Source organism: Pseudomonas sp. NFACC13-1, from assembly GCF_900104425.1.
GTDB lineage: Bacteria > Pseudomonadota > Gammaproteobacteria > Pseudomonadales > Pseudomonadaceae > Aquipseudomonas > Aquipseudomonas fluorescens_AA.
On sequence record NZ_FMXV01000004.1, the window covers coordinates 283,276 to 296,670 of the forward strand.

Sequence of the window (13,395 nt, forward strand, 5' to 3'; positions counted from 1 at the left end):
ATAATACGCCTGTCACCACAGGCGCCCGATGCCCATGAACTCCACCCTTCCCCGCAGACCCCGTTGGCGCAGCCTGGCCTTGCTTGCGCTGTGCCTGGCGCCGTTGTTGTGGCCGCTCGAGCACCTGGCCGAACGTTATTACCGCAGCGAACTGGCCGGACAGAACCGCCAGACCCTCGACCTCTACGTCGCCAACCTGTTGGGCACGCTGCACCGCTATGAGGTGCTGCCACAGATCCTCGGCGACCTGCCGGCCTTGCGCGCTGTCTTGTCGACCCCGGACGACGGCGTGACCCAAGGCAACGCCAACCGGCTGCTGAAAAACATCAGCGGCCAGACCGGCGCGGAAGTCATGTACCTGATGGACCCCACCGGCAAGACCCTGGCGGCGTCGAACTGGGACAAGCACGACAGTTTCGTCGGGCGCAACTTCTCCTTCCGTCCGTACTTCATCGAAGCCATGGCCGGGCGCCTGGGGCGCTTCTTCGGCTTGGGCACCACATCGGCCAAGCGCGGTTATTTCTTCGCCGCCGCCGTGCACGACCGCGAAAAAGTCATCGGCGTGCTGGTGGTCAAGGTCGACCTGGACCACACCGAAAGCCTGTGGGGCAAGACCCCGGAACAGTTGCTGGTGACCGACCACAATGGCGTGGTCATCCTCACGTCGCGCCAGGAATGGCGATTTCGCGCGACTCGACCGCTAGGTGATGACGAGCGCCAGGCCATCAGCGCGGTACAGCCTTATCCGACCCGCGACCCCAAGCCGCTGAACCTGGATGCCAACGCCTGGCTGACCCAGACCCAATCCATCGAAGAAACCGGCTGGAGCGTGAGCATTCTCGCCCCGCGCACGCTGATCGACCGTCCGGTGCGCACCGTGGTCGCCATCGGCGGCGCGGCATTGCTGGTCTTGATGCTGTTGCTCGGGTTGATGATGCAACGCCGGCGCCATTATCTGGATCGGATCGCCTTCGAAGCCAAGGCCCGTCACGAGCTGGAGGGGCGGGTGGCCGAACGGACCAGCGACCTGGAAGGCCTGAACCGGCGACTGCGCCAGGAGGTGCTGGAGCGCGAGCAGGCCCAGCAGGAGTTGGTCCGAGCCCAGGATGACCTGGTGCAGGCCGGCAAGCTGTCGGCCCTGGGCACCATGTCGGCGAGCATCAGCCACGAACTCAACCAGCCGCTGGCGGCGATTCGCAGCTACGCGGAAAACGCCGAGATATTGCTCGACCACCAACGCACCGAGGATGCCCGCGGCAACCTCAAGCTGATCAGCGAACTGACCGGGCGCATGGCATCGATCATCGCCCACTTGCGCGCCTTTGCCCGCCGCGATCGCCATGCTCCGGAAAGCGTCGCCCTGCAACCGGCGCTGGACGATGCCCTGGCGCTGCTCGCCAAACGCCGGCGCAGCATGGAAGTGGAACTGATCCGCGACTTGCCGGCCGCCACACTGTGGGTCGAGGCCGGCGAAACCCGCCTGCGCCAGGTGCTCGGCAACCTGTTGGCCAACGCCCTCGACGCCCTCACGGAAAAAGGCCCGCCACGCAAACTCTGGCTCAGCGCCCAGGCCACCGACACCGGCGTCAACCTGTACATCCGCGATAACGGCCCGGGGTTTTGCATGGAAGCCCTGGGCCGCGCCGGTGAGCCCTTCTACACCACCAAGACGCGCACCCAGGGCCTTGGCCTGGGGCTGGCGATCTGCGACACCCTGATGCGCGCCTTCGGCGGCGAACTGTCGTTCGCCAACCACAAGGAAGGCGGCGCCCTGATCACCCTGAAGCTGCGCGCCGGCGCGCCCGGGGTGAGCCTGCAACCGTCCGAGGACCGAAGTGTATGACCATCGATAACCGGATTGAGGTGGTGCTGATCGATGACGATCCCCATCTACGTCAGGCCTTGAGCCAGACCCTCGACCTGGCCGGCCTGAAGATCCTGCCCCTGGCCGAAGCCAAGGGCGTGGCCGGGCAACTGCCCCGTGACTGGCCGGGGGTGGTGGTCAGCGATATTCGCATGCCGGGCATGGACGGCCTCGAACTGCTGGGCGAACTCCACGCCCAGGACCCGGAACTGCCGGTGCTGCTGATCACCGGCCACGGCGACGTGCCGCTGGCGGTGCAAGCGATGCGCGCCGGGGCCTACGATTTCCTGGAAAAACCTTTCGCCAGCGATCATCTGCTCGACAGCGTACGCCGGGCCTTGGCCTTGCGCCGCCTGGTGCTGGACAACCGCAGCCTGCGCCTGGCCCTGAGCGATCGCCACGAACTCAGCGCCCGCCTGGTCGGCCAATCGGCTCCGATGCTGCGCCTGCGCGAGCAGATCGGTGCACTGGCCGCCACCCGCGCCGACGTGCTGATCCTCGGTGAAACCGGTGCCGGCAAGGAAGTGGTCGCCCGTGCCTTGCACGACCTCTCAAGCCGACGCAATGGCCCCTTCGTGGCGATCAACGCCGGAGCCCTGGCCGAGTCGGTGGTGGAGAGCGAGCTGTTCGGCCACGAGCCCGGTGCTTTTACCGGTGCGCAGAAACGCCGTATCGGCAAGTTCGAGTTCGCCAACGGTGGCACGCTGTTCCTGGATGAAATCGAAAGCATGAGCCTGGATGTCCAGGTCAAGCTGCTGCGCCTGCTGCAAGAGCGCATGGTGGAACGACTGGGGGGAAATCAACAGATCCCGCTGGATATCCGCGTCATCGCCGCGACCAAGGAAGACCTGCGCCAGGCCGCCGACCAGGGACGTTTCCGCGCTGACCTGTATTACCGCCTGAACGTCGCGCCGCTGCGCATACCGCCGTTGCGCGAACGAGGCGAGGATGCGCTCATGCTGTTCCAGCATTTCGCCAACGAAGCCAGTGCTCGCCATGGCCTGTCGCCCCACGAATTGCAACCGGCGCAACGGGCGTTGCTGCTGCGCCACAGTTGGCCGGGCAATGTCCGGGAGCTGCAGAACGCCGCCGAACGCTTTGCCCTGGGACTGGAACTGGCCCTGGACAACAACGCGCCAGACGGCAGCCCCGGCGCACCGGTGGAACTGGTCAGCGGCGGCTTGAGCGAGCAAGTGGAAAACTTCGAGAAAACCCTGATCGCCGCCGAACTGGCCCGCCCCCACAGCTCGGTGCGCAGCCTGGCCGAAGCCCTGGGCATCCCCCGCAAAACCCTGCACGACAAGTTGCGCAAGCATGGCCTGACCTTCGGCGACAGCAGCCAGGGTTCGGCCGATGAGTCCGATTGAATTATTGTCATTTCCCCGTCAAGCAAGAGGCCCCGCAATGAACCGCGACAGCCGTTACCTGGAATCGATCCTGCACCACGACATCCCCTTGACCCGGGACATGGGCCTCAAGGTGCTCGATTGGCAGGCCCGGCAACTGCGCCTGTCCTTGCCGCTGGCGGCCAACGTCAACCACAAGAGCACCATGTTCGGTGGCAGCCTGTATTGCGGCGCCGTACTGGGTGGCTGGGGCTGGCTGCACCTGGCCCTGCGCGAGGAAGGCATCGAAGACGGGCATATCGTGATTCAGGAAGGGCAGATCAGCTATCCGCTGCCAGTGACCCGCGATGCGACGGTTGTCTGCGATGCGCCCGAGGAAAACCTGTGGAAACGCTTCCTGGCCACGTATCGGCGCTATGGCCGGGCGCGGCTGGCGTTGCAGGCACAGGTGATGAACGTGGGAAGCGATGAAATCGCGGTGCAATTCGAGGGGCAATACGTGTTGCACCGCTGAAACACCGCCGGCCCCTGTGGCGAGGTATCGCTGTGTGGGAGCCAATCCCCTTGCCACAAGGGATCGAGCCAGACTTAAGAGCGAGCCAGCTCCAACAGCTTCCCACGCCACGCCGCTTTGGCCGGCAACGCCAGGAATGACGTATTCAGCAGCGACTCCCGCGGTGGATAGCAGAACGCTTCGCCGCTCAAGTCCAACACTTCGCCCCCCGCGCCTTCCAGCACACCCTGGGCGGCGGCGGTGTCCCACTGGGAGGTCGGCGCCAGCCGGGGATAACAATCCGCCGCGCCTTCAGCCACCAGGCAAAACTTCAACGAACTGCCAATGCTGGTCAGTTGCAGCTCGCCCAGGCTCTCGCTCAAGCCCTCCAGCAGGCGTTCCTGCGCCGGGCTGGTATGCCGGCGACTGGCGACCACGGTGAACGTTTCGCCCGGCGCCAATGCATCACGAACCGCGATAGGCAAAGGCACACCGCCCTTGTCGCCACGCCAGGCACCCAACCCTGCGCCGCCGACGTAAAAGCGTCCATTGGTCGGTATCGACACCACACCGAACACCACGCGGCCCTGTTCCACCAAGGCGATATTGACGGTGAACTCCTCGCTGCCGGAGATGAACTCCTTGGTACCATCCAGCGGGTCCACCAGCCACCAGCGTTGCCAGCCGGCGCGCACGCCTTGGGCAATATCGGCGTCCTCTTCGGAGAGGATCGGAATATCCGGGGCCAGCGCCGTCAACCCGGCCACGATCACATCGTGGGCCGCCATGTCCGCGGCAGTCACCGGCGACTCGTCGGCCTTATGGTTGACCTGCACGTTGGCGCGCCAGAACGGCAGGATCGCTTCACCGGCCTGGAGCGCCAGCCCGACTACGGGAGCCATCAACGGATGAGGGAAAGTCATGACAGGAACGCTCCACGCTGGGCCAGCAGGTCACGGGCCAGGTACAGCGCCGCCAAGGCCCGGCCCTCGGTGAATTGCGGGTTCTGCGCCAGGGCCGAGAGCTCACGCAGGTTGACCTTGTCCACTCCCATCGGCTCGGGCTCGTCGCCCTCCAGCCGTTCTTCATACAGATCGGTGGCCAGCACCACCTGGATCTTCTGACTCATGTAGCCAGGGGACAGCGACAACTCGGTCAGGTGTTCCAACTGTCGCGCGCCAAAGCCGGCTTCTTCCTTGAGCTCCCGCTCGGCCGCCGCCAGCACGTCTTCCCCTGGCTCGATCAAGCCCTTGGGCAGGGACAGTTCGTAGGCATCGGTGCCACCGCAATACTCTTCCACCAGCACCGCGTGGTCGGCGTCGAGCATCGCCACGATCATCACCGCGCCGTAGCCCGCACCGTTACTCGCCAGACGTTCATAGGTACGCTCCACACCGTTGGAAAAGCGCAATTTCAGTTCTTCCACACAGAACAGGCGGCTGGTAGCGACGATCCGGCGATCGAGTATGGTGGGTTTCTGGCGCATAAACGGCTCCCTGGGCGATAGCAGGCTACTATACCCGGCCTATTCTGATTGTTTGTGTCGGATATCCGATTACCGCTGGAGAAGTTTTATGGCCTTGCTGCCCTGGCATGAGATCGATACGGTTCTGCTGGACATGGACGGCACCCTGCTGGACCTGCATTACGACAACCATTTCTGGCTCGAACACCTGCCCCAGCGCTACGCCGAACTGCATGGCGTGAGCCGGGCGATGGCCGAGATGGAGCTGCAACCCCTGTTCGAGCGCAACGCCGGCCAGTTGCAGTGGTACTGCCTGGATTTCTGGAGCACTGAGCTGAAGTTGCCAGTGCGCGAACTGAAGTTGGAAACCGCCCACTTGATCGCCTTGCGCCCGGACGCCGATACGTTCCTGGCGGCAGTCCAGCGGGCCGGTAAACGCGTGGTGATGATCACCAATGCCCACCGCGATTCGTTGTCCTTGAAGCTGGAACGCATCGAACTGGCCCCCTACTTCGAACGCTTGATCAGTTCCCACGACTACGGCTTCCCCAAGGAAAACCCACAGTTCTGGGACGCACTGCAAGCCGACCTGAATTTCGACCCGGCCCGCAGCCTGTTCATCGACGACACCCTGCCGGTGCTGCGCAGCGCCCGGGATTTCGGCGTGGCGCACCTGTTGGCGGTCAGCGAGCCGGACAGTCGCAAGGGGCCGAAGGATACGGGGGAGTTCGAGGCGCTGGGGGATTATCGGGACTTGATTGCCGGGCTTTGAACCGCGCCGTATTCATCGCGAGCAAGCTCGCTCCCACATTGGTTTCGCGACGAACCAAGCCCCCTGTGGGAGCGAGCTTGCTCGCGATGAAGGCGACACAGGCCTGCAAGTTACTCAGGGATACGCAACACCTGCCCCGGGTAGATCTTGTTCGGGTCTTTGAGCATCGGTTTGTTGGCCTCGAAGATCTTGTTGTACTTGTTCGCATCGCCGTATTCGGCCTTGGAAATGGCGCTGAGGGTGTCGCCTTTCTTCACCGTCACGAAACGCGCCGCCTTGGCCACCGGGCCGGTCACGGTGATCTGGTCGTCGACACTGCCGACGCCTTCGATGTTGCCCACCGCCAACAGGATCTTTTCCTTCTCTTCCTGGCTCGCGACTTCACCGGTGACGATGACTTTGTCGCCCTCGACGGTGGCCTGAACGTTCGGATTGCCCAGGCCGACCTTTTCAATGTGCTCTTTCAGTTGCTCGCTGGCATTGGCATTGCCGGGGGTCAGCAGGTCGATCAGCTTTTCACCGGCTTCCTTCACAAAACTAAAGATACTCATGGCACACGCTCCTTGATTTAAGTGTTCAGACGCAAAGACTAGACCAGGCGGGACGCACCCGGCTCCCAGCCGACCAATGACCCCGCCACGCGCAAGCGCTAGAATCCGGATCTTCCCGCGCCCTGGAGCGAAGATGGACATCAAGCAGCTGAAATTTCTCATCGCGCTGGACGAAACCCGTCACTTCGGCCAGGCCGCCGCACGCTGCCATATCACCCAGCCGACGCTGTCGATGCGCCTGCGTAGCCTGGAAGAAGAACTCGACCTGCCGCTGGTCAACCGCGGCCAGCGCTTTGAAGGCTTCACCGCGCCGGGAGAACGGGTGCTGGCCTGGGCGCGCACGGTGCTGGCGGCCTATGACGGGCTGCAGGCCGAAGCGGCGGCCTGTCGGGGCAACCTGGTGGGCACGCTGCGCCTGGGCGTGGTGCCGTTGTCGGACTTCGACCCGCTGGCGATGATGCAGCGCTTGCACACCGAGCACCCCAGCCTGCGTTTCGAATTGTCGTCCCTGAGCTCCGAACGCATCCTCGAACAGTTGGCGAACAACCGCATCGACCTGGGCGTTTCCTACCTGGAACGCCTGGACAACGAACGTTTCGAGGCCCTGCCCTTCAGCCCCACCCGCATGGGCCTGCTTTACGACCAGCGTTATTTCTTTTTCGGTGAACAACCGCTGAGTTGGGAAGCCCTGATCGAACTGCCCCTGGGCATGCTCACCAGCGGCATGCATTTTCGCCAGTCCATCGACCACAACTTCCACAGTCGGGGCCTGACGCCCCAACCGCTGTTGCAAACCGACGCGGTGCACCAATTGTTACAAGCTGTGCACGGCGGGCTGTGTTGCGCGGTGATGCCCCTGGACAGCGGCCTGGACGTCCTGACCGAGGATTTGCGCATCCAACCCATTGAAAACGCCCAGACGCTAGTCCCGCTGGGCCTGATCATGCGGCGCGGTGCCCCCCGCTCGGCGTTGGCAGAGGCCTGTTTTGCCCTCTACCAGAAATCAGCGACGACTTCTTGATCGACGTCATCTATTGGAAGATCAGTAATAGCGATTAGACGTGGCAGATTGCCGCATTTAGTCTTAACACTATTCCTACTTTCAGTGATGCCCATGAACGACAAGCCTCCGGTCAGTCCAGCGCCAGTGATGGAAACATCCACGCCGGTCGCCAGCCAGAGCTATGGCTACTGCAATCTGGACCACTCCCAATCGGACAGCACCGCGCTGGCCGAGGAAGTGGCGCTGGCGATTGCCTATAACGGCATCAGCCAGGCAGTCATGCTGGTCACTCCCACCGACCTGGAAGACTTCATCGTCGGTTTCAGCCTCGGCAGCGGCATCATCGAAGATTCATCGGACATCTATGACTTGCAACTGAGCGGCACGGGTGCCGCGCACTATGCCCAGGTGACCATCGCCAACCGCGCCTTCTGGAACCTCAAGCAGCAACGCCGGCAGTTGGCGGGCACCAGTGGCTGCGGATTGTGCGGCGTGGAAGCGGTGGAACAGGCTTTGCCAAACCTCAAGGTGCTGCCCGGCGCACCACTGCCCGCGGCGCAATGGCTCGATGGCCTGCGTGACCGTATCAGCCAGTTCCAGCCCCTGGGCCAACATTGCGGCGCGGTCCATGCGGCGTTGTTCATGAACGCCCAGGGTGAATTGCTGCTGGGCCGCGAAGACATTGGCCGGCACAACGCCCTCGACAAGCTGATCGGCGCGTTGATCCGGCAACAGATTCCGGTGGCCGGTGGCGTGGCGATCGTCACCAGCCGTTGCAGCCTCGAACTGATCCAGAAAGTACTGCGCGCCGGCATCCAGACGCTGGTCAGCCTGTCGTCGCCCACGGGCCTCGCCGTGCAGTGGGCCCGCCAACACAACCTCAACCTCATCCACCTGCCGCAAAAAAGTGCGCCGCGGGTCTACAGCCCCGCGATGGAGAAACAAGCGTGAGCAATCATCAACAAGCCGACCAGAAACCCGTACCGCGCTACAAGCCCTACAAGGGTCCGGCCGGTGGCTGGGGTGCGCTGATCAGTGTCGCTCAGGCCTGGTTGACCAGCGACAACGCGCTGAAAAACATCCGCATGATGCTCAAGACCAACCAGAATGGCGGTTTTGACTGCCCTGGCTGTGCCTGGGGCGACTCTCCCGAAAGCGGCATGGTCAAGTTCTGCGAGAACGGCGCCAAGGCCGTGAACTGGGAAGCCACCAAGCGCCGCGTCGACGGTGCTTTTTTCGCCAAGCACAGCGTGACCTCGCTGCTGGAGCAGAGCGACTACTGGCTCGAATACCAGGGCCGCCTGACCGAACCCATGCGCTACGACGCCGAAACCGACCGCTACAAGCCCATCAGTTGGGAAGCGGCGTTCGCCCTGGTCGGCAAGCACCTGCAAGGGCTGTCCAGCCCCAACCAGGCCGAGTTCTATACGTCGGGCCGGGCCAGCAACGAAGCGGCCTACCTGTATCAACTGTTCGTGCGCGCCTACGGCACCAACAACTTCCCCGACTGCTCGAACATGTGCCACGAAGCCAGCGGCGTAGCCCTGGCCCAGAGCGTGGGCGTGGGCAAGGGCACGGTGACGTTCGACGACTTCGAACACGCCGACGCGATTTTCGTCTGGGGCCAGAACCCTGGCACCAATCATCCGCGGATGCTCGAGCCACTGCGCGAGGCCGTGAAGCGCGGCGCCCAGGTGGTGTGCATCAACCCGCTCAAGGAGCGTGGCCTGGAGCGTTTCCAGCATCCGCAACATCCGCTCGAAATGCTCACCAACGGTGACAAGCCAACCAATACCGCGTATTTCCGCCCGGCCCTGGGTGGCGACATGGCGATCTTGCGCGGCATGGCCAAGTTCCTGCTGCAATGGGAGCGTGAGGCGCAGAACAGCGGCGCGGCGTCGGTGTTCGACCACGCGTTCATCAATGAACACAGCACCAACGTGCTGGATTACCTGGCGGCGGTCGACGATACGCCGTGGGAACAGATCGTCGAGCAATCGGGCTTGACCCTGGTCGAAATCGAGCAGGCGGCGCGCATGTACGCCAAAAGCGAGAACGTGATCATGTGCTGGGCGATGGGCATCACCCAGCACCGTCATTCGGTGGCGACCATCCAGGAAATCGCCAACGTGATGATGCTGCGCGGCAACATTGGCCGGCCGGGCGCAGGCCTGTGCCCGGTTCGCGGCCACAGCAACGTGCAGGGCGACCGGACCATGGGCATCAACGAACGCCCACCGGCGGCATTCCTCGACGCGCTGGAGCGGCGCTTCCAGTTCAAGGTACCGCGGGAAAATGGCCACAACGTGGTCGAGGCGATCCACGCCATGGCCGACGGCCAGGCGAAGGTGTTCATCGCCCTGGGCGGCAACTTCGCCCAAGCCACGCCGGATAGCCAGCGGACCTTCCAGGCCTTGGCCAATTGCGACCTGACGGTGCAGATCAGTACCAAGCTCAACCGCAGCCACCTGGCTCACGGCAAGGACGCGTTGATTTTGCCGTGCCTGGGCCGCACCGACATCGACCTGCAAACCGAAGGTGCGCAAGCGGTGACGGTGGAAGACTCCTTCAGCATGGTGCATGCCTCATTCGGCCAGTTGCAGCCGCTGTCGAACCAGATGCGCTCCGAACCGTGGATCATCGCCGGTATTGCCGCCGCCACGCTGGGTAGCCGTCCGGTGGACTGGAACTGGCTGGTGGCCGACTACAGTCGCATCCGCGACCTGATCGCCGATACCATACCCGGCTTCAAGGACTTCAACGAAAAGCTGAAAAACCCTGGTGGATTCTATCTGGGCAACAGCGCTGGTGCGCGTCGCTGGAACACCCCGTCGGGCCGCGCCAACTTCAAGCCCAACCTGTTGCCGAGCGACCTGGTGCATGAACGCACCCGTGCCACCGGCCAGTTGCCCGACCTGATCATGCAGTCCATGCGCTCCCACGATCAGTACAACACCACCATCTATGGCCTCGATGACCGCTATCGCGGCGTCAAGGGCCAGCGTGACGTGTTGTTCGCCAACGAAGCGGACATCATTCGCCTGGGCTTCAAGCCGGGCCAGAAAGCCGACATCGTCTCGCTCTGGGATGACGGTCGCGAACGTCGGGTCAAGGGTTTTACCCTGCTGGCGTTCGACATTCCGGCCGGGCAGGCTGCGGCCTACTACCCTGAAGTGAACCCGCTGGTGCCCCTGGAAAGCACGGGCGACGGCAGCCACACGCCGACGTCGAAATTCGTTGCGATCCGCCTGGAAAAGGCGAGCGAGAGTGGACTGATCCTGGCCAAGTCGGCCTGACACACAGTTCATTGGCGAGGCGATTGGATTGTGTGGGAGCAAGCTTTGCTCCCACACAGCTCGCTCCCATGAGCGTACTTTTCGAGCGCCCACAAAAAAGGCCGTTTTCCCTGGAAAACGGCCTGTCCGAAGTAGCTAAAGACCGGCCAATTTGCGTTAAGTTCCGACCGTAAAACAATAACTTAGAGAATTGTGCACAAGTCGTGTTACTCGTCGGATTTCGATTGTAAGCAAGCGAAGCGAGCCTCAGGATCGCGCCGTCATCCCTTTGAGGCTCCTCTATGAAGTTCTCCTCCATTCTCTTGTTGTCCCTTAGCCTGGCCAGTGGCATCGCTTGCGCCGGTGGTACTGCCGAAGCAGGTGTGGGCGGCGCATTGGGCGGGGTTTTGGGTTCGGTCGTCGGCCAGTCCCTGGGCGGCAACACCGGTTCCACTATCGGCGCGGCGCTGGGCGGTGCGGGCGGTAGTGCGGTCGGCGCAGACAAACACAGCCGCGGCGAAGCGGCGATCGGCGGCGCGCTGGGCGCGGCCGGCGGCAACGTGGTCGGCCGTAGCGTCGGTGGCAGCACCGGCAGCCTGATCGGTGCGGCGGCGGGCGGTGGCGCGGGTGGCGCCCTGGGTAACTACATGGGCAAGGACGATGACGATGACCGCCGTTATGACGATCGCCGTGGTGATCGTCGCTACTACCGTGACGGCCACCCAGGTCGCGGCCATGCCTATGGGCACCGCAAAAAACATCATCGCCACTACCGCGACTAACGGCTGATCGATACCAGCCGTTGAAGATCGCAGCCTCCGACAGCGCCCAGCGCTGACAGGAGGCTGCGATTTTTTGTTTCAGACCACCAACCGCTCCAACGCCCCACGTAGCCGATCCGGAATCGCCACCGGCCGGTTTGACGCCCGATCCACGAATACGTGAACAAAACGCCCCGCCGCACAAGCCTCCTCCTCGCCTGCCTTGAACACCGCCAGCTCGTACTGCACCGAACTGCTGCCCAACTTGCCAACCCGCAGGCCGATTTCAATCCGGTCTGGAAAGGCGATCGAGGCGAAGTAGTCGCAGGCCGAACTCACCACGAACCCCACCACGTCTCCATCATGGATATCCAGGCCGCCGACTTCGATCAGGTAGGTATTCACAGCGGTATCGAAAAAGCTGTAGTAGGTGACGTTGTTGACGTGACCGTACACATCGTTGTCGTGCCAGCGCGTGGTGATGAGCTGCAAGTGTGGGTATTCGTTGCGTTGGGGCATCAGCTGTCCTTTACGGTTGTTCGATGGTCTTGACGTGGCACGGGGCTCAGGCCTGCGCGAAACCCTTGCCCTGCGCCGCCAGCTCGCCGATCAGGCGCGCGGGCTTCCACTGGTCGCCCTGCTTCGTTTCGAGCTCCAGCAGGCGTGCGTGGATGGCTTCCAGCCCCTGCCCGTCAGCCCAGGCCATCGGCCCGCCCTTGTCCGCAGGGAAGCCGTAGCCGTTGAGGTAGACCAGGTCGATCGCGTGGGCCGACTCGGCAATGCCTTCCTGCAGAATCTTCGCCCCCTCGTTGACCAGCGCCAGCAAGCAGCGCTCGAGGATTTCCTCCGGGCCGATCTCGCGACGCTGGAAGCCCAGCGCCTCACTGACCCGCAACACCAGCGCATCGACCTCGACATCATGCTCGGCCTGTCGACTGCCCGGCTCGTAGTGATAATACCCATTGCCGCTTTTCTGGCCGAACCGTCCCAGCTCGCACAGACGATTGTCCACCTGCACTTCGGGCGCATCCTGGCCCTTGCCCGCCAGCTCACGGGCACGCCACTCCAGGTCGATGCCAACGACGTCGTACATGCGAAACGGCCCCATGGCGAAACCGAAGCCTTGCAACGCCGCATCCACCTGATGGGGGAACGCCCCCTCCAGCAACATCTTGCGCGCTTCCAGCACATACGGATGAAGCATCCGGTTGCCAATGAAGCCATGGCAGTTGCCTGATATCACGCTGACCTTGCCCATGCGCTGGCCCAGCACCAGGGCCGCATCCAGCACCGCTTTGGAGGTTTGTGCGCCGCGAACGATCTCCAGCAGCTTCATGATGTGCGCCGGACTGAAGAAATGCAGGCCCAGGACCTGGGCTGGCCTGCGGGTGACGGCGGCGATGGCATCGATGTCCAGCGCCGACGTGTTGCTCGCCAGGATGGCCTCGGGCTTGAGCAGGCCGTCCAGCTCGCGAAAGATGGTCTGTTTGAGTTCCAGGTTTTCGTAGACCGCTTCGATCACCAGGTCCACCTCACGGATCGCCGCGTAATCATCCGCCCGTGTCACCCGGGCGATCCGCGCATCTGCCTCACCCTGGTCGATACGGCCCTGGCGCACACCATGGGCATAGGTCTCGGCCACGGCAACCAGTGCCTGCTCGAGCATCTGCGGATTGTTGTCGACCCACTGCACCGCCACGCCGGCGTTGGCCAGGCACATCACGATGCCCCGCCCCATGGTGCCTGCACCGACCACCGCGGCGCGCTGAATATCGAAAGGTGTCTGGCTCATGTTGGCTCTCTTGTTGGCGATCCGAAGACAGCCTTCACCTTAGTCAGCCGCCGAACGTTTTTGAAATTTATTC

The 13,395-nt window shown here is 63.2% G+C and carries 13 protein-coding genes; 8 read left to right on the top strand and 5 right to left on the bottom strand.

Features of this window, described 5'->3' with window-relative positions; genetic code table 11:
- The first annotated feature begins 34 nt into the window (after positions 1-34).
- Genes BLQ55_RS07995 through BLQ55_RS08005 form a run of 3 tightly spaced genes read left to right on the top strand, consistent with a single transcriptional unit; the run spans position 35 to position 3,724 of the window.
- Positions 35-1,843 carry a sensor histidine kinase gene (locus tag BLQ55_RS07995; protein ID WP_092253265.1) on the top strand — a complete coding sequence of 603 codons (1,809 nt, stop codon included), beginning with the start codon at positions 35-37 and terminating at the stop codon, positions 1,841-1,843.
- Positions 1,840-3,231, top strand: a complete 1,392-nt coding sequence (locus BLQ55_RS08000) for a sigma-54-dependent transcriptional regulator (protein WP_092253267.1) — start codon at positions 1,840-1,842, stop codon at positions 3,229-3,231. Before BLQ55_RS07995 ends, BLQ55_RS08000 begins: the two co-directional genes overlap by 4 nt.
- A gap of 37 nt (positions 3,232-3,268) precedes the next feature.
- Entirely contained in the window at positions 3,269-3,724 is a 456-nt protein-coding gene (locus tag BLQ55_RS08005) for a thioesterase domain-containing protein (protein ID WP_092253269.1), read from the top strand.
- 74 nt (positions 3,725-3,798) lie between these two features.
- Here BLQ55_RS08005 and cysQ read toward each other — a convergent pair whose 3' ends face one another.
- Together cysQ and nudE are read right to left on the bottom strand one after the other, a co-directional pair.
- Positions 3,799-4,626, bottom strand: coding sequence for a 3'(2'),5'-bisphosphate nucleotidase CysQ (cysQ, locus tag BLQ55_RS08010; protein WP_092253271.1), 828 nt, complete (start codon positions 4,624-4,626; stop codon positions 3,799-3,801).
- Positions 4,623-5,189 carry an ADP compounds hydrolase NudE gene (nudE, locus tag BLQ55_RS08015; protein ID WP_060739656.1) on the bottom strand — a complete coding sequence of 189 codons (567 nt, stop codon included), beginning with the start codon at positions 5,187-5,189 and terminating at the stop codon, positions 4,623-4,625. The genes cysQ and nudE overlap by 4 nt, the downstream gene beginning before the upstream one ends.
- Positions 5,190-5,277: 88 nt before the next feature.
- Here nudE and yrfG point away from each other — a divergent pair, with 88 nt between their 5' ends.
- Positions 5,278-5,940 (top strand): GMP/IMP nucleotidase, encoded by a 663-nt coding sequence (gene yrfG / locus BLQ55_RS08020; protein WP_092201248.1) that lies wholly within the window; start codon positions 5,278-5,280, stop codon positions 5,938-5,940.
- Positions 5,941-6,050: 110 nt separating this feature from the next.
- On the opposite strand, the gene lysM is transcribed toward yrfG, so the two are convergent.
- On the bottom strand, positions 6,051-6,491 hold the full coding sequence (lysM, locus tag BLQ55_RS08025; protein ID WP_092201250.1) for a peptidoglycan-binding protein LysM: 441 nt from the start codon (positions 6,489-6,491) through the stop codon (positions 6,051-6,053).
- Between the two features lie 133 nt (positions 6,492-6,624).
- On the opposite strand from lysM, the gene BLQ55_RS08030 reads away from it, so the two are divergent.
- From BLQ55_RS08030 to BLQ55_RS08045, 4 genes are all read left to right on the top strand, one after another.
- Complete coding sequence (locus tag BLQ55_RS08030; protein WP_060739659.1) at positions 6,625-7,512, top strand: LysR family transcriptional regulator; 888 nt, start codon at positions 6,625-6,627, stop codon at positions 7,510-7,512.
- A 93-nt stretch (positions 7,513-7,605) separates the two neighbouring features.
- Positions 7,606-8,445, top strand: a complete 840-nt coding sequence (fdhD, locus tag BLQ55_RS08035) for a formate dehydrogenase accessory sulfurtransferase FdhD (protein ID WP_092253273.1) — start codon at positions 7,606-7,608, stop codon at positions 8,443-8,445.
- Positions 8,442-10,790 (top strand): FdhF/YdeP family oxidoreductase, encoded by a 2,349-nt coding sequence (locus BLQ55_RS08040; RefSeq protein WP_092253275.1) that lies wholly within the window; start codon positions 8,442-8,444, stop codon positions 10,788-10,790. The genes fdhD and BLQ55_RS08040 overlap by 4 nt, the downstream gene beginning before the upstream one ends.
- 281 nt (positions 10,791-11,071) lie before the next feature.
- Positions 11,072-11,551, top strand: coding sequence for a glycine zipper domain-containing protein (locus BLQ55_RS08045; RefSeq protein WP_072409178.1), 480 nt, complete (start codon positions 11,072-11,074; stop codon positions 11,549-11,551).
- Positions 11,552-11,629: 78 nt separating this feature from the next.
- Here the strand turns inward: BLQ55_RS08045 and BLQ55_RS08050 are convergent, their stop codons facing one another.
- Complete coding sequence (locus BLQ55_RS08050; protein WP_092253277.1) at positions 11,630-12,049, bottom strand: acyl-CoA thioesterase; 420 nt, start codon at positions 12,047-12,049, stop codon at positions 11,630-11,632.
- A 46-nt stretch (positions 12,050-12,095) separates the two neighbouring features.
- The gene (locus BLQ55_RS08055; protein ID WP_092253280.1) at positions 12,096-13,322 is read right to left on the bottom strand and encodes a 3-hydroxyacyl-CoA dehydrogenase; all 1,227 of its coding nucleotides are present in this window, start codon (positions 13,320-13,322) and stop codon (positions 12,096-12,098) included.
- Positions 13,323-13,395: the final 73 nt, after the last annotated feature.